23 protein-coding genes and 2 riboswitches are annotated in these 23127 nt (G+C 50.4%); of the genes, 8 read left to right on the top strand and 15 right to left on the bottom strand.

Annotation, left to right across the window (positions count from 1 at the left end):
* Positions 1-7: 7 nt before the first annotated feature.
* The 4 genes from EV294_RS17785 to EV294_RS17770 form a co-directional block, all read right to left on the bottom strand.
* The gene (locus tag EV294_RS17785) at positions 8-658 is read right to left on the bottom strand and encodes an urea amidolyase associated protein UAAP2 (protein ID WP_132309134.1); all 651 of its coding nucleotides are present in this window, start codon (positions 656-658) and stop codon (positions 8-10) included.
* A 116-nt stretch (positions 659-774) separates the two neighbouring features.
* The gene (locus EV294_RS17780) at positions 775-1494 is read right to left on the bottom strand and encodes an urea amidolyase associated protein UAAP1 (protein WP_132309132.1); all 720 of its coding nucleotides are present in this window, start codon (positions 1492-1494) and stop codon (positions 775-777) included.
* Between the two features lie 40 nt (positions 1495-1534).
* Positions 1535-1657: riboswitch (guanidine-I (ykkC/yxkD leader) on the bottom strand.
* Positions 1658-1755: 98 nt separating this feature from the next.
* Positions 1756-3108 carry an APC family permease gene (locus EV294_RS17775; protein ID WP_132309130.1) on the bottom strand — a complete coding sequence of 451 codons (1353 nt, stop codon included), beginning with the start codon at positions 3106-3108 and terminating at the stop codon, positions 1756-1758.
* Between the two features lie 115 nt (positions 3109-3223).
* Positions 3224-3329: riboswitch (guanidine-I (ykkC/yxkD leader) on the bottom strand.
* A gap of 209 nt (positions 3330-3538) precedes the next feature.
* The gene (locus EV294_RS17770) at positions 3539-5116 is read right to left on the bottom strand and encodes a bifunctional metallophosphatase/5'-nucleotidase (protein ID WP_132309128.1); all 1578 of its coding nucleotides are present in this window, start codon (positions 5114-5116) and stop codon (positions 3539-3541) included.
* 172 nt (positions 5117-5288) lie between these two features.
* On the opposite strand from EV294_RS17770, the gene EV294_RS17765 reads away from it, so the two are divergent.
* The 6 genes from EV294_RS17765 (at position 5289) to yjcZ (ending at position 9518) form a co-directional block, all read left to right on the top strand.
* Complete coding sequence (locus tag EV294_RS17765; RefSeq protein ID WP_132309126.1) at positions 5289-6296, top strand: phosphate/phosphite/phosphonate ABC transporter substrate-binding protein; 1008 nt, start codon at positions 5289-5291, stop codon at positions 6294-6296.
* 116 nt (positions 6297-6412) lie between these two features.
* Positions 6413-7186, top strand: coding sequence for a phosphonate ABC transporter ATP-binding protein (gene phnC / locus EV294_RS17760; RefSeq protein WP_132309124.1), 774 nt, complete (start codon positions 6413-6415; stop codon positions 7184-7186).
* 14 nt (positions 7187-7200) lie between these two features.
* The gene (gene phnE, locus EV294_RS17755) at positions 7201-7998 is read left to right on the top strand and encodes a phosphonate ABC transporter, permease protein PhnE (RefSeq protein ID WP_165930747.1); all 798 of its coding nucleotides are present in this window, start codon (positions 7201-7203) and stop codon (positions 7996-7998) included.
* Entirely contained in the window at positions 7995-8789 is a 795-nt protein-coding gene (gene phnE / locus EV294_RS17750; protein ID WP_132309120.1) for a phosphonate ABC transporter, permease protein PhnE, read from the top strand. The genes phnE (EV294_RS17755) and phnE (EV294_RS17750) overlap by 4 nt, the downstream gene beginning before the upstream one ends.
* 190 nt (positions 8790-8979) lie before the next feature.
* Positions 8980-9147 (top strand): hypothetical protein, encoded by a 168-nt coding sequence (locus EV294_RS30340; RefSeq protein ID WP_165930718.1) that lies wholly within the window; start codon positions 8980-8982, stop codon positions 9145-9147.
* A 248-nt stretch (positions 9148-9395) separates the two neighbouring features.
* A complete protein-coding gene (gene yjcZ, locus EV294_RS17745; protein WP_132309118.1) occupies positions 9396-9518 on the top strand; it encodes a sporulation protein YjcZ in 123 nt (40 codons plus the stop codon).
* Between the two features lie 43 nt (positions 9519-9561).
* Here yjcZ and EV294_RS17740 read toward each other — a convergent pair whose 3' ends face one another.
* From EV294_RS17740 to pdxR, 5 genes are all read right to left on the bottom strand, one after another.
* The gene (locus EV294_RS17740) at positions 9562-10344 is read right to left on the bottom strand and encodes an SDR family oxidoreductase (protein WP_132309116.1); all 783 of its coding nucleotides are present in this window, start codon (positions 10342-10344) and stop codon (positions 9562-9564) included.
* Between the two features lie 127 nt (positions 10345-10471).
* Positions 10472-11365 (bottom strand): anti-sigma-V factor RsiV, encoded by an 894-nt coding sequence (gene rsiV / locus EV294_RS17735; RefSeq protein WP_132309114.1) that lies wholly within the window; start codon positions 11363-11365, stop codon positions 10472-10474.
* Entirely contained in the window at positions 11362-11868 is a 507-nt protein-coding gene (locus EV294_RS17730; protein WP_132309113.1) for an RNA polymerase sigma factor, read from the bottom strand. The genes rsiV and EV294_RS17730 overlap by 4 nt, the downstream gene beginning before the upstream one ends.
* Before the next feature lie 27 nt (positions 11869-11895).
* On the bottom strand, positions 11896-13920 hold the full coding sequence (locus EV294_RS17725) for an acyltransferase family protein (protein WP_132309111.1): 2025 nt from the start codon (positions 13918-13920) through the stop codon (positions 11896-11898).
* Between the two features lie 121 nt (positions 13921-14041).
* A complete protein-coding gene (pdxR, locus tag EV294_RS17720; protein WP_132309109.1) occupies positions 14042-15481 on the bottom strand; it encodes a MocR-like pyridoxine biosynthesis transcription factor PdxR in 1440 nt (479 codons plus the stop codon).
* A 124-nt stretch (positions 15482-15605) separates the two neighbouring features.
* Between pdxR and EV294_RS17715 the strand changes: the two genes are divergently transcribed.
* Positions 15606-16220, top strand: a complete 615-nt coding sequence (locus tag EV294_RS17715) for a LysE/ArgO family amino acid transporter (RefSeq protein WP_132309107.1) — start codon at positions 15606-15608, stop codon at positions 16218-16220.
* A gap of 52 nt (positions 16221-16272) precedes the next feature.
* On the opposite strand, the gene EV294_RS17710 is transcribed toward EV294_RS17715, so the two are convergent.
* The 6 genes from EV294_RS17710 to EV294_RS17685 form a co-directional block, all read right to left on the bottom strand.
* Positions 16273-17499, bottom strand: coding sequence for a Ger(x)C family spore germination protein (locus tag EV294_RS17710; RefSeq protein ID WP_132309105.1), 1227 nt, complete (start codon positions 17497-17499; stop codon positions 16273-16275).
* Positions 17496-18899 (bottom strand): spore germination protein, encoded by a 1404-nt coding sequence (locus tag EV294_RS17705; protein ID WP_132309103.1) that lies wholly within the window; start codon positions 18897-18899, stop codon positions 17496-17498. Before EV294_RS17705 ends, EV294_RS17710 begins: the two co-directional genes overlap by 4 nt.
* Positions 18896-19987 carry a GerAB/ArcD/ProY family transporter gene (locus EV294_RS17700; RefSeq protein WP_243711717.1) on the bottom strand — a complete coding sequence of 364 codons (1092 nt, stop codon included), beginning with the start codon at positions 19985-19987 and terminating at the stop codon, positions 18896-18898. The genes EV294_RS17705 and EV294_RS17700 overlap by 4 nt, the downstream gene beginning before the upstream one ends.
* A complete protein-coding gene (locus EV294_RS17695; protein ID WP_132309099.1) occupies positions 19971-20237 on the bottom strand; it encodes a hypothetical protein in 267 nt (88 codons plus the stop codon). The genes EV294_RS17700 and EV294_RS17695 overlap by 17 nt, the downstream gene beginning before the upstream one ends.
* Positions 20238-20344: 107 nt before the next feature.
* Complete coding sequence (locus tag EV294_RS17690) at positions 20345-20641, bottom strand: chorismate mutase (protein WP_132309097.1); 297 nt, start codon at positions 20639-20641, stop codon at positions 20345-20347.
* Positions 20642-20792: 151 nt separating this feature from the next.
* The gene (locus EV294_RS17685; RefSeq protein ID WP_132309095.1) at positions 20793-22268 is read right to left on the bottom strand and encodes a DHA2 family efflux MFS transporter permease subunit; all 1476 of its coding nucleotides are present in this window, start codon (positions 22266-22268) and stop codon (positions 20793-20795) included.
* 252 nt (positions 22269-22520) lie between these two features.
* On the opposite strand from EV294_RS17685, the gene EV294_RS17680 reads away from it, so the two are divergent.
* On the top strand, positions 22521-23102 hold the full coding sequence (locus tag EV294_RS17680; protein ID WP_165930721.1) for a TetR/AcrR family transcriptional regulator: 582 nt from the start codon (positions 22521-22523) through the stop codon (positions 23100-23102).
* The last annotated feature ends 25 nt before the right edge of the window (positions 23103-23127 follow it).

The raw sequence follows: 23127 nt of genomic DNA, 5'->3' as shown, positions 1-23127 counted from the left end.
CAGATGGCTAGTCGTTCCAGATCAAGACGCGAATCGGCGTCGGATTATAGGCATTGCACGGATTATTCAGCTGTGGACAATTGCTGATCAGAACAGCCGTCCGTCCGACGGATTGCATTTCCACGTAAGCTCCCGGCGAAGAAACGCCGTCGTCGAATTTCAAGCCGCCTTGCGGCGTAACCGGCACATTCATGAAAAAATTAACGTTCGGCGCCAAATCGCGCTTGCTGTAGGGCTCGCCCCGCCGTGCCAGCTGAAGCATGAACGTATCCCGGCAATTATGCATGTGCAGTTTCTCATGGGCGTAACGGACGGTATTGCTCTGAGCGGAGCAGGAGCCGCCAACCGTATCATGCCGGCCGCAGGTATCCGCAACGATCTTCACCAGTTCCTTGCCCGATTCGGCAAGCAGAACCGAGCCGGTGGTCAGGTAAATGTTCTGTTGATTCGTCATCGTAGCTACGGCACTGTAATGATCCTCCGGATTATCCGCATCGAAGAACAACGTATCCGCTGCTTGATTCCCCTCCAGATCCACGATGCGGAGCACTTGACCAGGCTCCAGATCATGCATCCAGCCATCCCCTGCCAGTACTACTTCGTTATAAATCGCTGCCTCAGGCAAGCGCGTGCTTTCTACCCGGTTAAAGCTTCCCATAGGTTGTATCCTCCTTAAATAAATTGCGAAGCCATTTATACTTCGTAAGCGTCCACTTAATGAATTGCGAAGCCATTCAGCTTCGTAAGCATCGATTTTTCTTAATATTCCGTCTATTAAAGCCCCAGCAATTGATGGTAGCTCCATGTATTCTCGAATGCCCTGCGGTTCTCCGGCCTGAAGTTCAAGCAATAATCTTCCTCGCTTACCGGTTCGGCTGCCGACACTTCAATCGCAACCGGCACTGCCGGGTATTCCGTTCTTGGATCAAGCGGATTAGGAGTATTCGATACGACTAGCAGAACGTCCATCTCCGTGCGAAGCACGACCGATGCGCCCGCCTCGCAATGACCAAGCTCATAATGCATTTGCCCGTCGTCATCCACATACACCTTGGAGAACAAGTTCACAACCGGCGACATATCTCTCAAGCCAAGACCGCTCCGCGTTAGCTCGACAGCGAAGTTCTCTTGTCCGGACCGGAGCCATTCATTCCGAAGCTCCTGGTAGGTCGTCTTGCCGTACTTGCGGTCGGTTAACGCTCTTGTCGTGTAGCCGCTGATCGTATCATGCCAGCCCAGGCTGTCTTCCACGATGCTTGCAAGCACTCTGCCGTTATCGCTCATAAGCGTATTCCCTTTCGTCAAATGCGCGGTATATTGTGCCTTCAACGAATCCGGCATATTGTAGCGTTCCGTCAAATCCTTGGCGTTAAAAAGCATAATCGACAGGTTCGCGCCTGCTTCCATAGCCGTGAAGCGAATCTGTTTGCCCTTGCTTACGGCTCCCGACCATTTTTCCCCTGCGCGAATCGATGTTTTCCAAGTGCTGCTCATCGTTATTTCCCCCTTTGAATAAAAAAAGCCCGGGAGAATGATCTCCCAGGCTTTTGTCCTTCCGTGTCATATGGCCGGGCTGCTTCGGTAAGCTACCGCCATACGCCGTCTCTCGGACCAGACTTGACGTTTACCCGTCAACGGAACCCTAGACAGCTTTTTCGCTCCGTCAATTCCGGAGCTTATTCAAATGTGATGTTTGCTAACATATTGCAAGTATAAGTGGATCGATTTTCCGTGTCAATATACATTACATAAAAATTATTTAAATTCCGTCTCGATCGCTGGCGTTGCCGGGAAGATTGGAGCTGATGGCGTTTCCTGCGCCGCGCGCAGCTTTCTGGTGCGGAACAGGTAATACGCAACGCCGAAAACGAGCCAAATGCAGCCAAGAAGCAGCGCTTGAGAGTCAAGCAGCGTGATGAGCCAAATAATGAACGACGCTCCGATCAAAGGGAAGATCAAATATTGGAACGTTTGCTTGAGCGAGCGCTGTTTGCGTTTGATGAAGCATTCCACTATGACAGAAATGTTAACAAAGGCAAACGAGGTTAAAGCGCCAAAGCTTACGAACTTAACGGCCATATCCAGACTGATAACAAGGGCAAGAAGCGAAATGACGGATACAAGCACGATATTGTTAACCGGGGTACGGTATTTGGGATGCAGGGCTCCAAAAAACTTTTTCGGCAGAATCGAATCGCGGCCAAGCACGTACATCAAACGGGAAACGCTCGTTACGGATGTCAGACCTTGCGTGAATATCGCAAAAATCAAAACGGTCGTAAAAATCGCCCCTAATGCCGCCCCGCCCGCAAGCTTCATCAGTTCAAAGCCGGCTGCGTCCAGATTATTAAAGGTCAGGTTAGGATATCTTACCTGAATCAGGACGGATGTTGTAATGTAGAGGATACTCGCTATCAAAATGATGAGCATAATCGCTCTTGGGATCGTCTTTTTCGCGTCGATGGTCTCCTCCGACAGGGTCGACACGGTATCGAACCCAAGGAAAGAGAAGCAGATCAGCGAAGCGCCCGCAAGCAGCGTCGACAGTCCGGTGTCCATGTGGGTGAACGGCAGCACGACGTCATGCACGCCAGACAGGCCTTTCATCAGGTATCCGCAGAACAAGGCAATAAAAATAATTTGGAAGAGTACAAACAGCTTGCTTAAGCTGGCGGAGAATTTTATTCCCGCAATGTTGACGACTGCCAGAATAATATTCAGCAAAATGATCCACACATAGGCTGGAACCGCAGGGAATTGGGCATTCAGATAAATGCCGAAGGTCAGGCAGGCAATAATCGGGGAGAACAAGTAATCGAGCAGAATCGCCCATCCTACCGTAAAGCCGGGAATAGGATGCATCGATTTCTTGACATACGTATAAGAGGAACCGGAACCCGGGAAGATCTTGGCCATAATGCTGTAGCTGTACGCCGTAAAGAAGATGGCAACGATCGAGAGCGAGTAGGCTTCCGTTATCATTCCTTTCGAAGCGTCGTAAGCGATGCCGAATACCGAGAAGTAAATCATTGGCGTCATCCAGGCCAATCCAAGAGCAACGACCTGAACGAGCGTAAGCGATTGGCGCAAAGTAATTTCTTGTTTCATCTCCATACTCCTCCCTTTCTCTGGACAAACAGGCGAAACGGCTTCGCCGTCTTTAGGCGGCAGAACGCGTTTCAATCCGGAGAATAAAAAAAGCCGCGGGAAGATATTATTCATATCCTCCCGGGCTTTTCTCCCTCCGTGGACACAGCCTGCCGGCTGTGCGTCCTCTCTCGGACCAGGCCAGCGGAATAGATCGCTGCGGAACCCTAGAGAACAATGGCTATTCAGTTGTTTGCGTAATGTAAGCTTACATACTTTATTTCAACTTGATGTTATTTAATATAACATGTATATTTTGTTTTTCAAGCCCTTTGTTTAAATTTAATTGCATTTATGTTCGATTTGTTCACATCAAAGCATTTACGCTTACCCGTAAGCGCAGAAAAAAGAGGGCCACTCTTCGCTGGAAGAGCAGCCCTCTTTCTGTTTCCTACCGCATTATCCGCCAGTTTCGATCCTCTGATGCCGTCAGCCGGCCTTTCGAACGAATATAACCAACTGCGATGTCGGCCATATCCTCCGCTCCTTCATAGAGAACGGGCTTCCCTCTAAACATATCGAAGTTTCCGCCGCCGCCAGCGCGGTAACTGTTCATGACGACGGAATATTCGGCTGTCATAGCAAGCGGTCTCCCGTTTCGAAAAAGCCTTGTAATGCGTTTGCCAATCGGCAATGACAAATCAATGTCATATTCGATACCCGCCCACATGTCGTAATTGTAATGCTGGGCTTTGGGCTGGAGATAAGCCTTGCTTACACCTGGTTTTCCGTCCGCCCCAAGCTCAAAGTATGCGGCAGACTGCTCAAGCGCCAAGCGGATATCCTCTCCGGTCAACCGAAGAACCGTTAGCGTGTTTGGATATACAAAGGCCGACAGCACATCCCTTACCGTGATGACAGCTCCAAAGCCCTTGGATTCTTCGCTAAGCAGAGCCGCAGCGGATATTTCCGCGCTAGTCGCCTCAAGCTGGACTGCATGAATAAATTGCACGAAAGGATGCGGTGACCTTCGGCATTCAAACGGATCGCGTACGGACAAGTCGCCTTCCGTTGTTCCGATAGGCTGGTCCAGCCAATCCTGCGTCCTTTTCTCCATCTCACGGGTTAGCGCTTCTACCTCTTCATCCGCCGCCGTATTCGCTTCCGGCTTAAGCAGCCGGGCCGTCTTTGAAACCGTCCGCCAGCCGTCATCGCCGTGCTCGAACTCAAACGCAAGATGTCCCAGAGCTTGTCCGTTGCTGCCCGTCTGCACAACGAGCACCCCGTTTAGCTCCTCCGCGATCAAGCGGTGCTGATGACCGGTAATTAGCGCATCGATGCCGGGGACTTCCATGCAAATCGCGTAAGCCTGGTTCTCGCCGGTTAACCGCTCTGTGGCTTGGCCATTGTCCAAATCGCGTTCGAAGCCTCCGTGATAGCTGACAACGAGAAGATCCGGCTGCTCATGCTCCCGTATGTAGGCGACCCATGCCGTGACGGCTTCAAGGGTGTCCCGGAAATCCAGCCCTTCAATATGACTGCCTTTCTCCCAATGCGGGATATAATGCGTCGTAGCTCCAAGGATAACCACTTTCAGCTTGTCCTCTATCCGCTTCACGATATATGGACGGCCTAATGCCGGTACTCCCGATTCCTTAGTAAGAAGATTGGAGGATAACCAGGGGAAACGGGAAGCCTCAACGGCTTTCGCCAACTTGGCAAATCCATAATTGAACTCATGATTCCCCGGTACGGCCGCGTCATATTGAAGGCTGTTCATGACTTCAATGCACGGATGAATGCCGGCGGCATGCGCTGCCGCGTAAGCGGCGAACGGCGAACCCTGAAGCATATCTCCGTTATCGATAAGCAGCAGATTCGGACATTTCGTTCTCTCTTCCTTAATAAGCGTGGCCAGCTTGGCAAGTCCGAAAGGAATCTCTTCTCTTGTCCGGTAATCCACCGGTTGAATATAACCGTGTATATCGCTGGTAACCAGGATGACGCATTTCACGCTTTCTCTTTCCACAGTCCGTCTTCCTCTCCTTTCGAATAAGCGCTATTGTATCAGAGCCCTATACGCCAAGATACGACTTTATGCGTATTTACAAATACTTATCTCCCCATTGACCTACCGTTAATAGAGATTACCTATAGTGGACGAGTATTTAAAATATAGAAATTTTTGGAGGGTTCTGGAAGTGAAGAAACTGCACTTGATCGTCCTACCGCTGTTATTGCTCGCTTTATTGGTTAGCGCCTGCGGCAACAACAGCAACTCGAGCGCAAGCAACAATGCCTCGAACGCTGCAAGCCCGTCAAACGAAGCATCCACCGAGCCGTCCGAGACCCCGACGCCGGAAGAAAGCAAAGCTCCGGAAGGTTATGTTCCAACCGAACTGACCGTTCAATTCGTCCCTTCGCAAAACGCGGATACGCTGGAAGCGAAAGCAAAGCCGCTTGAAAAGCTGCTTGGCGATAAGCTTGGCATTCCGGTGAAAGTAAGCGTATCGACCGACTACAACACCATCATCGAAGCTATGGCTTCGAAAAAGGTAGACGTAGGCTTCCTGCCTCCTACCGCTTACGTGCTTGCAAAAGAAAAAGGCGCAGCCGAGGTTATGCTGCAAGCGCAGCGTTTTGGCGTAGACGACGCTACAGGCGCTCCTACTACGGAGCTGGTAGACAATTATAAGTCGATGATTATCGTGAAGAAGGATTCGCCAATCAAAACGGTTGCGGATCTGAAAGGCAAAAAAATCGCTTACCAGAACGTGACTTCCTCCGCAGGTTATGTATGGCCGGCAGCCGCGCTGATGGACGCGGGTCTTGACCCGCTGAAGGACGTTCAACCGGTTACGGTAAAGGGCCATGACCAAGGCGTTCTCGCTGTATTAAACGGCGACGTGGATGCCGCCGCGATTTTCCAGGATGCACGCACGCTCGTATCGAAGGATTATCCGAAAGTATTCGAAGATACCCGCGTTCTTACTTTCACGGAGCCAATCCCTAACGATACCATCAGCGTTCGCTCCGACATGAATGCGGATTGGGTCGCTAAAATTCAGCAGGCTTTCATCGATATCGGCACTGACCCGGAAGGCCATCAAATCATTTTCGACGTCTATTCGCACCAAGGTTATGTGAAATCAAGCGACAGCGTATTTGACATCGTGCGCCAATACAACGAAAAAGTAAAAACCGAGTAGTATTCTATTCTTCGTCAACTGACGCCAACTAAGGCATCGGACAAGCCAGTACATCGCCGCCTGCGGCCTGTACTGGCTTGTCCCGTTACCGAAACTTTCTAAAAGGATGGGTTCCCATGATCGAGCTTCGCCAAGTATCGAAAATTTACCCGAACCAGACCAAAGGGTTAAACCATATCAACTTGACCATTCAAGAAGGAGAATTTATCGCGATTGTCGGTTTGTCTGGCGCCGGCAAATCCACCCTACTCCGCTCCATTAACCGGCTCCATGATATTTCCGAAGGCGAGATCTTGATCAACGGCCAATCGATTACGAAAGCGAAAGGGAAGAAGCTTCGGCTGATCCGCCGGGATATCGGCATGATTTTCCAAAGCTTTAACCTGGTCAAGAGATCTTCCGTCCTTCGCAATGTTCTGGCCGGAAGAGTTGGTTATCACTCTACCCTCCGAACCTTAACCGGCCGGTTCCCGAAGAAGGATGTCGATCTGGCTTTTGAAGCGCTGAGCCGGGTTAACATTACGGAAAAGGCTTACTCCCGCGCCGACGAGTTGTCGGGCGGCCAGCAGCAGCGCGTCGCAATCGCCCGCGTGCTTGCCCAGGAAGCCAAAATTATTTTGGCCGACGAGCCTGTTGCTTCCCTGGATCCTCTAACGACCAAACAGGTTATGGACGATTTGAAAAAGATTAATCAGGAGCTTGGCATTACGACGATCGTGAACCTTCATTTCATCGATCTGGCCAGAACGTATGCGACCCGGATTATCGGCCTCCGCGCCGGCGAGGTAGTATTTGACGGGCCCGTATCGGAAGCGACGGATGAACGGTTCGCCGAAATTTACGGTCGTCCGCCAGCGCGGGACGAGCTGCTTGGAGAGGTCGTCGTATGAGTCTTCACGTCAATATGAAGCCCGCCGCGCCCCAAAAGACGGCTCGTCCCAAACCGCCAGGCCGGATCAAGCATTATTTGACCATCGCATTGATTCTTGTTCTGCTCTGGGCGAGCGGCAAGCAAACCGAAGCATCCCTTCCCGACTTGATTACCGGCATGCCCAATATGTGGGATCTGCTGAAGGAAATGTTCCCGCCGCGCTGGAGCTACTTCGACAACATTGTTCACGGCATGCTCGAAACGATTCGCATGGCTTTGATCGGCACAACGATTGGCGCGGTATTGTCCGTTCCGGTATCCTTGCTGTGCGCGGCTAATCTGACGCGTTACCGCTGGCTGTATTATCCGTCCCGGTTTCTTCTTAATCTTGTTCGCACGGTACCGGATTTGCTTCTGGCCGCGATCTTTGTAGCCGTCTTCGGCTTGGGCCCGATTCCGGGGATTCTGGCTCTAACCGTCTTCTCGGTGGGCCTTATCTCCAAGCTGACGTACGAGCTGATTGAAACCATCGACCAAGGACCGCTTGAAGCCTTTACGGCCGCAGGAGGCAATTTTGCGCAAAAAATCGCGTACGGCGTCGTCCCGCAAATCCAGGCGAACTTTATGTCCTTCGTGCTCTATACCTTCGAGATTAATGTTCGCGCCGCCGCCGTATTGGGTCTTGTAGGCGCAGGCGGCATCGGTCTTTATTACGAAGCAACGCTTGGTTTCCTGGAATACGACAAGACAAGCGTCATCATCCTCTTTACGCTTGCCGTAGTACTTGTTATTGACTATGCCAGTACGAAGCTAAGGGAGAGACTGCTGTGAATAATGTCATTATCCAAAAACCGAAAAAAAATCCTTATCGTTGGCTGTTCTACGCCGCTCTGCTCGCTGTGTACGTATGGGCATTTAGCGGCGTGCCTTTTACGGGCATTAAAGAAACAGCGGGAACCATTATGAAATCGATTCTTACCGGTCTTTTTCAGCCGGATTGGGATTATGTGTATTTGCCGGACGGCGAGGATTTATTGCGGGGATTACTGGATACGCTGGCTATTTCGGTTCTGGGAACGATAATCTCTGCGATAGTCAGCTTTCCTTTTGCCTTCTGGGCGGCCAGAAATATGAGCAGATTTCGGATGGTTCCGGGGTCGGGTAAAATCGTTTTGAGCTTTGTGCGCACCTTTCCCGAGCTCGTTATGGCCCTCCTCTTTATCAAAGCCGTTGGTCCAGGCTCGTTCGCTGGCGTTCTCGCCCTTGGCATTCATTCCGTCGGCATGCTGAGCAAGCTGTATGCGGAGGAGATCGAGAGCATCGACCGCGGTCCGTCAGAAGCCTTGCTTGCATCCGGTGCCAACCGGTACCAGCAATTATGGTTCGCCGTGCTGCCTCAGGTGCTCCCAAGCTTTTTATCCTATACGCTGTACCGGTTTGAGATTAATGTCCGATCTGCGACCATCCTTGGTTTTATTGGAGCAGGCGGAATCGGCACTCCGCTCATCTTCGCTTTAAGCACGCGCCATTGGGACCGTGTCGGCATTATTTTGCTTGGGATTATCGTCATGATCACCATCATTGACCTTATCTCCGGCGCGATCCGCAAGAAACTCGTCTAATAAGCGAACCCCCGGTTGATCCGTTCATCCGGGGGTTTTTACGCTCAATATGGACCATCGTCTTGCCCTGACTCCTGTACCGGAGGGGCAAACGGAATTGGTTAAATGCCTCCGAGGCAAATACCCAATCACATCCGCTCCCCCCACATATATTAAAGTATACTCCAGACGTAAGGAGGTGTTGTGAATTATGTCAGGTATTGGCCATGGATTTAACAACGTTGGTTCAATTCTTGTGCTGTTCATCTTGCTGGTGATCATCGTCTGCGGTTGCGGTTTTGTAGGCGGTTGGGGTGGCGGCTGCGGCGGCGGCTATCCAGGAGTTGGAGGCGTAGGTACAGGTAAAGGCTACTACTAATCCATGCAGCATCATGCCTCCATGAATGCTGATGAATGTTAATCTCTAAATATATGCATGAAACAGAAGACCCCTTTACGGGGTCTTCTGTTCGCTTTCGCATGGCCTGTCAAACTTCCTACCAACTCATTTATCCTGGCAGGATGATTCCAAATAGTCTTCTATATACGAGATAGAGGTCCAAGCACTTGCTAACCTAGAAGCATAATCTATAGTGTATTCTAAATTACTAGGAGGTTTTATTCTTTATGGCATCTTCCGGTTTCATTCTTGTTCTGTTCATCTTGTTGGTCATTATCGCTTGCAGCTGCGGTATCTTTGGCGGTGGCTGCGGTACTTCTTACGGATATCGGGGTAAAAAAGAAAGCTAATTCAACAGACTAAACCAAAAGACTCCGTGAGGAGTCTTTTGGTTTAGTTGCCTGATTCCGCGTGCATGGCATCAACCGATTTGCTCATTAGCTTGAATATAAAGTTAGGCGCAACCCGGCTCATCAGCTTAAGCAGATTGCTTTGTCCCGGACGGATTTCAAACTGGTCCTTCTCCATAGCTTTAATGACATGATTAACTAGCTCGGATACCTCCATCGCTGTGCTGCCCTTCATATCATTGGCTTCAAACGCGTCAACCAGCGTCGTTTTCGTTAATGGCGGAGCAAGCTCAAACACTCGAACACGCGTGTTCTTGAGCTGGACCCTCAGAGAGCGGGTAAAGGAATGAATGCCGGCTTTCGTAGCCCCGTATACGGGCGAGATCGCGAATGGAACAAAGGCCAATGCGGACGAGACATTCATAATGGCCGCGGAAGGCTGCTTTAACAAATGGGGCAAGAACTGGTTCACCATGCGGACCGGGCCGCTCAGATTCGTCTCGATTTCGCGGCTGATGTCGTGAAGATCGGCTTCCTTCCGCTGCAAATTGATTTTCCGCATCAATCCCGCATTATTTATTAGCATGTTCAGCTCCGGGAATTGGGCGGTTACGCTGTCGTATAACTTTGCGATAGCTTCGGGCTCCGTAACATCGCAAGGGAACGCATGAAGCATAGGGTATTGCAATCTCGCTTGATCCAGCTTGGCCTGATCCCGGCCGGATACGATAACTGTGTTGCCGAGGGCCGATAAGCGGCTGGCAAGCTCTAGACCGATGCCGGATGCTCCTCCGGTAATAAGAATGGTATTGGAATGAAGTTGCATTGGGTTTATCCCTTCGATTGTGAGTTTGTCGGCTGTATTTTACCATTCCGCGACCTGCTTTGTCACCAGAATAAGGAATTGCTGCAACAAAACAAAGCAGAGGAGCCTCATGCCCCTCTGCTTGTCGTTATTTAATATAATAGTTGCTGACGAGATCGCCTTGGATAACGTCTGTCGGGATTACGAATTCCGGAAGGCCCATAGAGCCCGGTGCAACTTCGTATTTGTTAAAGACGATGACCAGCTTGCCGTCCTTGTTAATATAGAAGCTCTGGTCCTTCTTGATCGACGAGAACGTTTCCTCTATCGGGAGATAGTCGACCGCTCCGGCAATCCAATAGATCTTGCCGTCTTCGCCTTTCATCTGTTCTTTCATTTGGGCTATAATATTGTCGCTCACCAGTCTCAGATACTGATCATCCTTGAACAGCATCGGCAGCGTAATCAGTCTCTGGTTCTTCTTATCGATCGTATCGAACTGCATCACCGTGGAAGAGGATGCGGCCGTCTGCAGAAAATAACGACCGATTGACAAAATCGTATCGTTATCCGTCTTCACTTCATATCCGGCATCTATGCCGACATGAGCGCCGTTCAAGCCTTGCTTCTTCAAATCTGCAATCTCATCCTGAAATTGGTCATACAACGCTTTGCTCTCGGCCAAATATTTCTGGTTAAGCCCCAGCTGCAGCTCCTTGTTTTCCATATTCGTGATCGCCGGTACTTTGATATCGGCTTCGTAATTGGACTCCTTCAGCTTGAACTCCTGCAAGGTAAGCACTTTGACGATCCGTTCCACGCCAGGAATGGAAGCCAGCGCATTGGCAACCGTCGTACTGGCATTAATCGCAATCAGAAATACGAGTATCGCCGCAGCTATCGTCATCCCCTTCACCTTCAAACGTTTCGCCCTGCGGGTATGCAAGGCTTGTTTGATGGAACGGTTAACGATAAGATCCAGCTCCTCGGGAATCGGTACCGAATGATACTCCTTCCGCAGATGCTCCAATAAATCACTCATCCATTAGTCTCCTTTAAGGAAGTATCCTTCAGCTTCGCGCGAAGCAGTCTCAACGCCTGGTACAACCTTGTTTTGACCGTATTCACATTCTCCTGAAGCACCTCCGCCACTTCTTCGATCTTCATATCCTCGAAGAAGCGGAGGACAACAACTTCCCGATATTTAGGGGGCAAATCCGCGAGTGTCCTGACCAAATCGATGTCCATATAAGAATCCTCGGCGCCAAGCGCGTAAAATTCCAGCTTTTCCAGGTCCATCGGATGAACTCTCTTGTGCTTGCGCAAGAAATCCAAAGACGTATTCACAACGATCCGGTAAAACCAGCTTTTCACCGCGGTGGAGTCCTTCAGCAGCTCGATACTGGTCATAGCCTTATAAATCGAGTCTTGAACAATATCGAGCGCATCCTCTTTGTTTTTGACATAGCTATATGCCAGCCGGTATATGTTTTCCTTGTTTTCTGTAATGCAATTGGTCAGTAGTTGTTCTGACTTTCTGTTCATGGCCGGCATACCCTTCTCTATTTATGGTCACTTGGAGATCGCATCGATTAGCATGGACGCATAATACTCGGCGCCTTCACGCTTCAAATGAACGCCATCCTTCGCGAAATAATCTTCCTTCCCTTCGCTTGCAGAATACCAGTCTACTATGGTTACATTGCCGTACGCCTTAGCAACTTCTGGAAGCATCTGATTTACTGTATCCTGCCAATTCCGCGGAACCCGCGTATTCACGAGATAAATATGCTCAACCTGATCAAGCGACTCGATTAAAGCCTTCAGTTGCTTGTTGGTAAACGCTCCGTTTGTCCCCAGCTCCAGAACGACCGTGCTGCCTAGCGTATGATCGGCCTTCATCTGGTTGATTACGTCCTGCGCCTGCCTCATCTGACGGCCAACTTTACCGTCCACGACAATGCCGGGCATTCCCTTTTCAAGAAACGGTGCGGCATCGAGAATAACGGAATCGCCGATCACGGTAATTCCTTTGCCGTTACCCGTTTGATGGACGGGAGGCTTTATCGTTTCAACAGGTGGCTTATTCGGGTCATCCGATCCCTTTTGAGGCGGCTCTGTTGAGCTATCCTTTGTCGCACCGGCATCCGCTTCCGGTTCTTTGGACGGTTCGGGCGTATGCTCCGGCTTAGACGTCTGAACAGGCTCCTTTGTAGGATCCGGCGTCTCGTTTTTCGTCGGTTTGCTTGTTTCGGTATTCGTATCCGGTTTATCCGTATGCGGATCGGGAGTCTCACCGATAGCATCATTTTCCGGCTCCTTGGCAGGAGGCGGAGTTGGAGATGGCGGCGACGGCTTCACGTCATCATGCTGGATATTATCCGAAACAACGGTAACCGGAGCCGATGTGGCCTTCAGAAGCGAGCTGCCGAAGCTTGGCGTAAATAATAATGGAATAATAATCAAAAAAGCTAGAGGCTGTACGCCAAGCCATCTGACGGATAATACCGTCCGGAATTTTGCCCGAAGCGAGCCGCGGCGAAGCGGTTCCTCCACGTATTTGTAAGACAAGGCTGCAAGCGCAAAGCTTGCCGCAATCTGGACGACAATCAGTAACGGACCCGGGGTAACGGCCTGATTGGAAGGGTTCGTTAAAATAATTATAGGATAATGCCAAATGTATAAGCTATAAGAACGAACGCCGATCCACTTCAGCGGTCGAAGCCCCATGGCTTTGGCCAGGAAGCTGGCAGGATGCGCCAGTACGGCGATTGCAATTGCAGTAAGTAACGACAAGCCCAGAAAACCGCCGCGGTATAACGAAGCATCGTATTCGTTCATTCGGTGCATCATGGCGATAAGCGCAATTATGCTTATGCCTCCGATCGCATCCATTGAAAACCGGGAGGCTTTGGAAACCGCTGCATTCAGCTTATGACTCGGCCATACAACCGCCAATGCCGCACCGATCAAAAGACCAAACATTCGGGTATCCGTTCCATAGTAGACCCGGCTTGGATCAGACCCTGGCACGTACAGGAATGCCATTGCCAACGCCGATGCGACAGCCGCGATAAGAATCATGACGAACAGCTTGCCGCGGCGGTGGGTCAGAAGCAATAACAACGGCCAAATCAGATAGAACTGCTCTTCGATGGACAACGACCATAAATGTCCGATCGGGGACGGCGGGCCAAAGCTTTCGAAATACGAGACCTGATGGAAAATCAGCCACCAGTTATTAACGTAGAACAGCGATGATAAGTAGTCGCCCTGCAGATGGTTTAATCGGTTGGGATCGAGTAACAACAGCCATATGGCAACGAACAACAGCATGCAGAACATCGCAGGAAGAAGCCTGCGTGCTCTTCTTATCCAGAAATCCTTTAAATCCAGCCTTCCATGGCGCTGCTTCTGAATAAGGATTTGATCGGTAATGAGGTAGCCGGAGATAACAAAAAAGATGGCAACTCCAATTAATCCTCCTTGCGCCCACTTCATGTTCAGATGGTAGGCGATGACGGCGAGCACCGATAAAGCCCGCAGTCCGTCAATTCCCGGCATGTAACGTTTCTTGCTGTTCATGTTGTCTTCCATTGCTGTTTCCGTCCCTTACATATTAAATAATTTTGTTATGTATTCAAGACGCTTTAAGCCGCCAAAAAGTTTGAGCTTTTTTCATGAAAATTTAGAACAAAAAAAACAGCATCCCGACACTTCAGGGTATGCTGCGGGCAAGCCTCTCGATTCCTGTTTTCATTTGCTCAAAAGAAGCATAGGAGTAAGATAGACGGAGATGATTCCGATCCGCTTTATCATACAGGTATCCGGGATTTAGCAAGACTCCGTCCTTAATCGCGGCATCAAACAAGGCAGGGACGGAAATGTCGCGTTTGAACCGAAGCCAAATATAGAAGCCTCCCGTCGGCACCTCCCATTCCGCCGCCTCTTTCAAATAAGACTCCAGCAGCTGAAGCATATAGGCGCGGCGGGACCTCAGCTCCTTCCTCACCTGGTCTAAGTGCTCCTCGTACAGCCCTTGCCGAAGAAACTGCATAACCGTCCATTGGGATAACGTGCTGGCTCCGTAATCGGACTGCATCTTTACGTCGGCAAGCCGGTGGATGACCTGCTCCGGCCCGATAACCCAGCCGATCCGCAGTCCTGGACTTAACGTCTTGGACATGCTCCCGATATACAAGACCAGCCCGTTCTGATCCAGCGATTTCAACGGCGGAGGGGATGGCTTGTCCAGCCAAAGATCGCGGTACGCATCATCCTCCAATATCGGCAGCTTGTGCTTTACGCATAATTGGTACACGTCCTGTCTTCTCTTCAAGGACATCACCTTCCCCGTAGGATTATGGAAGCTTGGGATAGTATACAGTAACGTCCCTTTTCCGCTTGCCGCATAACGCTCGAGCGCGATTGCGTCCAGTCCTTCCTCGTCTAAAGGCAAGCCCCACATACTCATGCCGGCAGACTGAAAGACTTGAAGGGACTGCAAATAGGAAGGAGATTCGGTTAGAACGGATGAACCGTTCTTCAGCAGGCCAAGGGCTATGAGCTGCAAAGCTTGCAAGGCTCCGGAAACGATAAGGACCGAATCCGGCGAAACGCTTATTCCATAGCCCGTCATATGCTTGCTGATCTCCTCCCTAAGCGAATACAAGCCGCGGGGCTCCGGATAGCCGAATATATCCGTTTGCGAAGGCTGCTGCCGAAAAATCCGGTTCATTGCCTTCGGAAATAAATCCGGGGAAGGCTCCCCTGTCCCAAGACGAATGATGTCGGGAATAAACTCGGCATGGTTGATATCCTGAATGGTCCGTTGGTTGGGCCGATGAACTCCTGTTTTTACGTAAGACTCCCAGTCCGGTAATTTGGGTACCTGCTTGTCCCAAGCCGAAGCTGCGGAGACGATGGTCCCGCTCCCGCTTTTCCCTTCAATCAGACCGTCTGCCGCCAGCTCCGCGAAAGCTTGCACCACGGTACTCCGATTCACGCCGAACACTTTCGCGGCTGCCCTTTCCGTAGGGATACGGCTGCCCGTCGGCCACTCTCCGCTTTCGATTTTCGAACGGACATAATCCGCGATTTGCCGGTAAATCGGAATGCCTCTGCTTCGGTCCGGCCTCCAGTTCGTTTCAAACTTCATCGGTATCTCCAATCTTTGATTTCGTATTGGTTGGTATGCGGCCCAACCATTTGGATGGCGACAATGTTTCCTCCCGCCCTTACAATAAGTCCATATTTTCAAATAACGAAAGGCTGTGTTTCCTTTGCCATTCCTGCACGGTTTATTGCTGTCCATCGGGCTCATCCTGCCCCTTGGCGCGCAAAATGTATTTATTTTCTCGCAAGGCGCGCTGCAGCCCAAATTCCGTACGGCTCTTCCGGCCGTCATTGCCGCGGCGGTATGCGATACGCTTCTCATTCTGCTGGCGATTCTTGGCGTCTCTGTTCTTATTATAAGCGTACCCGTACTCAAAACCATTCTTATTATCGCCGGAGTCCTGTTTCTTGCTTATATCGGCTGGGTCACTTGGCGTTCGGGCGGTGGAGTCCCCTCATCCTCAGAAGCCAGCCAGTACTCTCCGCGCAAGCAGGTTATGCTTGCCGTTTCGGTATCTCTCCTTAACCCCCATGCGATTATGGATACGATCGGGGTCATCGGCACAAGCTCCCTGCATTACAGCGGCCTCTCGAAAGGGATGTTTGCCCTTGCCTGTATTTTCGTTTCCTGGCTTTGGTTTTTCTCGCTTGCCACGGCCGGACGGCTGCTTGGCAGACTGGACTCCGGCGGCCTGATGCGAGCGATGAACAAAATCTCTGCCCTGCTTATATGGGCTTCGGCTATTATGATGCTTGCTTCAAATGCAGGGGATATCCGGTAGTGCCGTTATGAGAAAAAGGCCGGCTGCATGCTGCATGCTGCCGGCCTTCTTCTCATGGCCCGATATTTTCCTTCACGACCTTCTGCGTTTTCAAATCCGGTCTTCTTAGCGTAAAGTCGCTCGACGCCTCCAATTTCGCTTTTTTAAACAGGTCGTCCCATTCCTTGGCAAGCGACTTGTACTTGCGGAAATGAAACCGGTAATAATGCTGACCGAAGCCAAATACGTCAACGCCAAGCTCGTTCTGAACGTAGCGGAACGTCTCCTGCATTTCCCCGTTTATATATTCGCTTGTCAGCTGCTCAAGCTTCTCGTAGCCTTTAATGGTAGTAAGCTTGATGTCGCGGTCGATGCTTGTAATTTTACCGTCCCCTTCCACATGAAGCCTAAAGACGGGCTGATCCCCGTTCATCCCGACTTTGACTCTGCTGTGCATATGGTAGAATTGCACGGCAATCGCTCCCGGACTGGTTGGTTTGCCTCCGGGTCCAGGCAATGAGAACAGACTGTTATTGACATAATCGCTTGCCAGCATGACCATACGCGTCTGATCGTTCGTCAGGAATCCTATTAGCTTATCTCCCCTAAACACGGCCGCGCCGGACAGTTTGACTATAGCAACGGGATGGATCGTTTTTATGGCATCCAGACTCTCGCTTTTTTCGACATCTCCCGTTATAGTGACGGCGCCTAGCATAAGCGCCCGGCCTTCGCTTAGAATGGCCTGTGCGATGTCGTATAAATGGCTGCGGGGGATTCCGCCGTAAACCTGCCGGTAGGTTTCCACCTGCGTTTGAATTTTATAGGTCGCGTACTGCCCCCTGGCATAGACGGTTTTCAAAAAATCCGACGCAGGAGCTCCCTTGCCGACAAGCACGAGAACGTCTTCTCGTATGTAACGGTTGCGCTGCAATACGTCCATGAATTGATTGATTCCCTCTCGGGCCAGCTTCTCGTCAATAATGATGACGCGGATATGGGCTAGTATCGGATAACGTTCCTGGCTTTCGTTCAATCTGGAGACGGCCTCCGCAATCGAGTTCCCTTCCTTCGTGTAAATCGCCGTAGGCGTACCTCCCTTCCCGCCTTTGTTCGGGTCCGTCTCCAAGGCGTTGACAATTTCGAAGGTCACCCTGTATTTCATGTGATGCCCCTTCTCCAATGCCACACCCGTTACCAGGGAAGCTCTGTTAAGCTCGATCTGGTCCCAGCAGCCCGATACCGTCAACATCAAGGAGAAAGCGATGAACAGAACGACAATACGTCTCAACGCTCTCATGTAACCCTCCTTTTATCCCATTTGGAGTATAGGGACAAATAAGGCACTCCAAACGATTCAATGCGGGTCAACTGTATCATCAGCAGGCAGCATCCCATTACAAGGCCGTACAGTCCGATGACCGAGCTGAGAATAATCATGCCGAAACGGAAAAATCTCACTTTGGAGCCAAACGTATAGATCGGCGCGACAAAACCGGAAATGGCCGTCAGCGAGACCACAATGACCGTAATGTTGGAGACAATTCCCGCTTGCACGGCCGCCTCCCCAAGCACCAACGCGCCTACGATGGAGATCGTCGGACCGACTATGCGAGGCATCCGCGTTCCGGCTTCGCGCAAGATCTCGAACGTAATTTCCATTAGAAGAATTTCGATGCTGGCGGGGAAAGGAATCCCTTCGCGCTGCGCGGCTATGCTGGTAAGCAGAATACTGGGGATAAGCTCTTGATGATAACTGGTCACCGCGGTGTACAGGGCTGGCACGATGAGAGACAGAATAAAAGCAAAGTACCGCAAATAACGGGAAAAGGAACCAATAACAAACCATTGGTACTCATCCTCCGGCGACTTGAAGAAGTCGGTGAAAATAGAGGGAACCACCAGCACAAACGGACTTCCGTCCACAATAACCGCTATCCGCTTATTTATCATCTGACGGCAGACGGCATCCGGACGTTCGCTGTTGTATACCGTAGGAAACAGCTGTATCCCTCTGCTCTTGGAGTGTAGCAATTCCTCGATCCGACCGGAATCAAAAAGACTGTCAACCTGCGAGCTGTTCAGCTTCTCCCTCACCTGTTCCAGAATCTGCGCATCCACTTCACCTTCCAAATAAGCGATATACACCGCGGTATGCGTCATATAACCAAGCTCGAACTTCTCGAAACGGAGGTTTATATGATTAAACCGCCTGCGAATCAAGCTCATGTTCGTATCCGCCGACTCGGTAAACCCGTCCTTTGGCCCCCGTACCACATTTTGAGTGGAGGGCTCTTCGATCGACCTTGAATTCAGCGATCTGACGTCTACGGCAAGAACGAGGGAAACGCCCTCGATCATAATCGCGGCATATCCAAGGACAATTTTATTTGCGGCTTCATCCAAGCTGTGCAGAACTTCGTGCTGAAGACCGGAAAAGTGACAGGCGTTGAGCCGGTGGAAAATCTCTGCTTGGGTAAAGTTCTCGTTGTTTTCGGGTAAATCAAACTCACTCAAGACCTGCTTCTTTATAAAATCCGAGCTAGTCATGGTAGTCAAATAGCATAACAGCCCTTCAAACGGACCGATACGCACGGAAACCGCGGCAAAGTCGGTGGTCTGTCCAAATTTTTCGTTTAACGTTTGCTTCACTGTTTCCAGATCGCGGAGTTGCTCCCCGGAAGTTGTCTCCGTATTCATGTCGTGGCTCCTTTCCGGTAACGGATTCGAACGATCACCAGGGTTAAGAGAGGCACCAGCAGCTGCAGCGGAATATGAAGCGTATAAATCACGTACTTCAAGCCCTCTGCGACATGCTCGGCGCTGTTACGCGTGACAAGGATGGAGAAAGCCCCTGCGAGAATGGCAAGGGGGAAGGCGAAATCCTCCGGTTTTCTCTTGAGTACGTAAGATATCCCTTCCATGGCGGCGTATAGGAATACCGCGCATTTCAATAATGTGCCGAAAATGATAATAAGCGCGATTAACGCATCCATCCGGGTAATGATGTTTGCGATATTGATGAGCCTTGCCGCATCCAGCAACGCGAACACCGAATATTTCTTCATCTCGATACCCAGCGTACAGATCTGGATGAGATCGGTTATGGATAAAATGAAACAGGTGCTGATAAAAGCGTACAGGGTTACTTTACGGAACCCTTTAGCACCGCCCAGCTGCGGCTGAAAGACAAGGAATACCACACTTTCGCCATAAGGAAACCAGATGGAATGGGTGAACGCCGATTGAATGACCGGCCATAGCCCTTTGGACAAGAAGGGAAGCATTTGTTCCAGAATGATCGAGCTGCTGAACAGCAGCAATATGCCGACGGTGGCTAGCATAAACAGTACAATCCACAGAATGAGGGACGCAAATCGGGCAATGGCGTGAATGCCGCCTAAAGCGCAATAAGCGACCAAAAATACAAACAACGTGGTCAGAAACGGAACGGGCGTCATGCGCAGCAATGTGCTCATGATAAGCTCGATCATATCCCTGACGTTGCGCGCGGCGATATAAAGGAAATAAGTCGAATAAATTAGGATAAAGACTTTGCCCGTCGCTTTCCCCCACGCTTTTTCCAACAAGGGGTAAAGCCCGAGATTATCCGTCGACGCCAGCATGGCGCTGTAGATGACAAGCAATAAACAAGCGGGAAAAAAAGCGAAGATGCCAGTCAGCCAAGAATCGGGGACTAAGCTGGGCGTCCCGAAAATAATGGATGTGCTGAGCAGAAAAACAAGCTGCATCGCAAACGTGTCAATCGTATTAACTTTGCTTGGCATCACGCTTCTCCCCACCTTGATTTTTGGGTTTACTGCCGAATCTTTTCTTTAATCGTTCAGATATTCTGAAGTTAATCCACGCGGCTATTGCAAAGGCTCCTATGAACATAAAGATTGTCGAGGTATCCGGATACACGGGAAGCAAATGCACAATTGCCCTGGAAAAAGGCTGTTGAAACACAAGCATATCCAGCATAGCCATCATCAGCAAACCAAGCATCATCATGATGAAAAGCCCGAGGATGATCATTCGACACCCTCCCTTACGTTTATGGTTATTGTCATTTTGCTCCAATGACATTGGAAATATGTACAAAAAAAGCACCGCGGCGTAACCGAAGTTACAACCGCAGTGCTTTAAACCGCCTGATCCGTGAAATTATCCGTAAGCAGCTCTTCATGTCTCGAAATCGCGATGTCCATAATTTTCCGATATATGTCTACGGCATATTCGGGCCTTAAGCCGTACTGCTCGGAGAGCTCGACAATTTTCTTGAACTGCTGTTCTTCCCGCTTGGGATCTTGCGCGTGGAGCTGATTTGCCGCTTTGTATTCCCCTACCGCCTCAGTAAAGATGAATCTTTGTGCCAATAAGGCAACAATCTGTTGGTCCGTCTTGTCAATGGCCGATCGCAGTCCTTCTAATACTGTCATGTGCACCCTCCGTAGTCTGATGTCGCGTAGACGCTTTATAGCAGTAAAGCAAACCATATATATTGAAGATAACATACAGATGTATAGTCTGTAAACGAAAAAAACCATCCATTCCTGAACAATTCAGAAATAAATGGTTTTTTCGTTCGGATTAGTGCCCCATCATCATAGGAGCTTCCACGACGGAGCCTTCATCGCCTTCAGCTCTGACCGGTTTGCGCAGCAGCAAGCCCAGCAATGCTCCCGCTACGGCGATTACGACTACAACCAGGAAGGTTTCCCCGTAGGAATGATACAAGGCGTCAAGCTCCGGAGCCTGACCGGGCACCGTCGCATCCTTAATCTTCGTAGTCAGATAGGTGCTGAGTCCGGCTATCGCAAATGATGTCATCACTTGCTGCGCTGCGGAGGTTAGCGAGGTAACGCGGCCAACCAGGCTCGGCGGAGACGCTTGAATCAGATACGTATTCATCGGCATCATGGACAGCCCCATCCCGACGCCAAACAGTCCGGAAGTCATGAGGATAAGCGATAACCCGTCATCCGCGGAAATGTTCGATAACAGGAACGAAGCAACTCCAACAATGCTAAGCCCGGTAACAAGCAGAGGTCTTGCCCCAATCCGGTCGAACAGCCTGCCTCCAATCGGCATAAAGACCGCGGAAGCGATCGCTTGAGGCAGCATGATCAGCCCGGACTCCGTTGCCGTATGACCCTGGACTTGAATGAGAAGCATCGGAATGAGGAAAAACGTTCCCATAAGCGCAATCTGCGTAAACCACTGGACAATGATTCCCTTGCTGAAATCCATCGAGCGGAATACGCGAAGTTCAAGAAGCGGCTGCTTGCTGCGCAGCTCAACGAACACAAAGATAATCAGGGAAGCGGCGCCTACGATGAGACCGGTCAAAGTCTGAACCGACGTCCAGCTTGTTCCTCCTTCGCTTACCCCGTACGATAAGGCCGCAAACGCGAGCGGCCCGAAAATAATGCCCGGAACGTCCAGCGATTTTACCTCCTGGCGTTCAATGTTAGGCAAGGTGCGCATGCCTGCAAAAATTCCGATGATGCCAAGAGGAATATTGATAAGGAAGATCCAATGCCAAGTGGCGTAATCGATTAACGCGCCGGCCACAACCGGACCTAATGCGGGAGCGATCAGAACAGGAATCCCCAGCATCCCCATCACCGAGCCAACCTTCTCAGGAGGACTAAGCTTGTAAATGATCGCGAAGGCAATCGGCATAACCATGCCGCCGCCAAGACCTTGAATTACCCGGAATAAGATCAGCATTTCGATATTGCCTGCGAAGGCGCAAAGCAAGGAACCAAACGTAAACATCCCCACTGATACGAGGAAAATCCGCTTAGCCCCAAACCTGTCGGACAGCCAGCCCGCCAGCGGAATTACCGCAGCTTGCGCAAGCGCATAGCCCGTTGTCGTCCACTGAACGACGGACAAGTCCTTGCCGAACTCCTTCATGAAGCCGCTTAACGCGACATTCATCGCCGTCCCGTCCAGAATTACCATAAACAAACCAACGATAACCGCAATTAGAGGCGCGATGATCGATCGGATCGTAAACGTACTCGCGTCAGGCACGGCTTGAATAGTTGATTTCGTCATTTATATCCTCCATTCTCAACTTCTTTCATTTGGATTATAACCACAAAATGACCAATGGTCAACATTATTTTATACCGAAGGTCATCTTTTTATTTTGTTAAAAATATCGGAAAATATCTCATTTTTCGGCTCCGATTGTCATAGTCACGTTGCCCCTGACATCAAATTATTGTACCATTGGTCAATAAAAGTTTGAACCCATAATAACCGTGGATATGCTATACTGTAGGCAATAAACGGAGGATGATGGCTGTGAACCGAGAAGAGAAAAAGCTCGAGACCAAAAACCGGATACTTGAAGCGGCGATGTGCCTGTTTGCCGAGCAAGGCTTTGAATCCACCACCGTCGCCCAAATTACGGAAGCTGCCGGCGTTGCCAAAGGCACTTTCTTCAACTATTTCAAAACCAAAGAGGATGTCCGCGGCAAGCTGAACAAGCTGGTTGCCATTGATGAAATCGTAAATCTGAAGCATAAGCCAGGGCCTTACGCCCCCCGCTTCCTGGCGCTGGTTAAGTCGCTTGGCGATGCCATGGCCGAGAATCAAGGCATGCTTCTGCTATCGATTCAAGGTATGCTCGCGAACAACCAGAACATCGAGGAAAGCAAAGAAGGCTTCTGTCTGATTATGGACAATCTGATTCCCGTATTCGAGAAAGGCCAGCGGACGGGCGAGTTCACGACAACGATTCCTGCCCCGACGATGGCGTGCATCGCAACGCAAATCTATTTGGGAACGATGCTTAACTGGGTAATGGGCATATCGAAGGAAGGCTTTGGAGACCAGCTGCTGATCTCCTTCCAGGTGTTTTTCGATGGGATTCTGAAGAAATAACAGGCAAACCAAAAAACCGTGCCAA

The organism is Paenibacillus sp. BK033, assembly GCF_004345425.1.
Taxonomy (GTDB): domain Bacteria; phylum Bacillota; class Bacilli; order Paenibacillales; family Paenibacillaceae; genus Pristimantibacillus.
Note: the sequence above shows the minus strand (reverse complement) of the source record. Positions and strands in the feature narration are given on the sequence as shown.

Coding starts and splice junctions, on each gene's coding strand:
- EV294_RS17785 (WP_132309134.1), bottom strand. CDS start 658: ATGGGAAGCTTTAACCGGGTAGAAAGCACGCGCTTGCCTGAGGCAGCG.
- EV294_RS17780 (WP_132309132.1), bottom strand. CDS start 1,494: ATGAGCAGCACTTGGAAAACATCGATTCGCGCAGGGGAAAAATGGTCG.
- EV294_RS17775 (WP_132309130.1), bottom strand. CDS start 3,108: ATGAAACAAGAAATTACTTTGCGCCAATCGCTTACGCTCGTTCAGGTC.
- phnC (WP_132309124.1), top strand. CDS start 6,413: ATGATCGAGCTTCGCCAAGTATCGAAAATTTACCCGAACCAGACCAAA.
- phnE (WP_165930747.1), top strand. CDS start 7,201: ATGAAGCCCGCCGCGCCCCAAAAGACGGCTCGTCCCAAACCGCCAGGC.
- EV294_RS30340 (WP_165930718.1), top strand. CDS start 8,980: ATGTCAGGTATTGGCCATGGATTTAACAACGTTGGTTCAATTCTTGTG.
- yjcZ (WP_132309118.1), top strand. CDS start 9,396: ATGGCATCTTCCGGTTTCATTCTTGTTCTGTTCATCTTGTTGGTCATT.
- EV294_RS17740 (WP_132309116.1), bottom strand. CDS start 10,344: ATGCAACTTCATTCCAATACCATTCTTATTACCGGAGGAGCATCCGGC.
- rsiV (WP_132309114.1), bottom strand. CDS start 11,365: ATGAGTGATTTATTGGAGCATCTGCGGAAGGAGTATCATTCGGTACCG.
- EV294_RS17730 (WP_132309113.1), bottom strand. CDS start 11,868: ATGAACAGAAAGTCAGAACAACTACTGACCAATTGCATTACAGAAAAC.
- EV294_RS17725 (WP_132309111.1), bottom strand. CDS start 13,920: ATGGAAGACAACATGAACAGCAAGAAACGTTACATGCCGGGAATTGAC.
- pdxR (WP_132309109.1), bottom strand. CDS start 15,481: ATGAAGTTTGAAACGAACTGGAGGCCGGACCGAAGCAGAGGCATTCCG.
- EV294_RS17710 (WP_132309105.1), bottom strand. CDS start 17,499: ATGAGAGCGTTGAGACGTATTGTCGTTCTGTTCATCGCTTTCTCCTTG.
- EV294_RS17705 (WP_132309103.1), bottom strand. CDS start 18,899: ATGAATACGGAGACAACTTCCGGGGAGCAACTCCGCGATCTGGAAACA.
- EV294_RS17700 (WP_243711717.1), bottom strand. CDS start 19,987: ATGCCAAGCAAAGTTAATACGATTGACACGTTTGCGATGCAGCTTGTT.
- EV294_RS17695 (WP_132309099.1), bottom strand. CDS start 20,237: ATGATCATCCTCGGGCTTTTCATCATGATGATGCTTGGTTTGCTGATG.
- EV294_RS17690 (WP_132309097.1), bottom strand. CDS start 20,641: ATGACAGTATTAGAAGGACTGCGATCGGCCATTGACAAGACGGACCAA.
- EV294_RS17685 (WP_132309095.1), bottom strand. CDS start 22,268: ATGACGAAATCAACTATTCAAGCCGTGCCTGACGCGAGTACGTTTACG.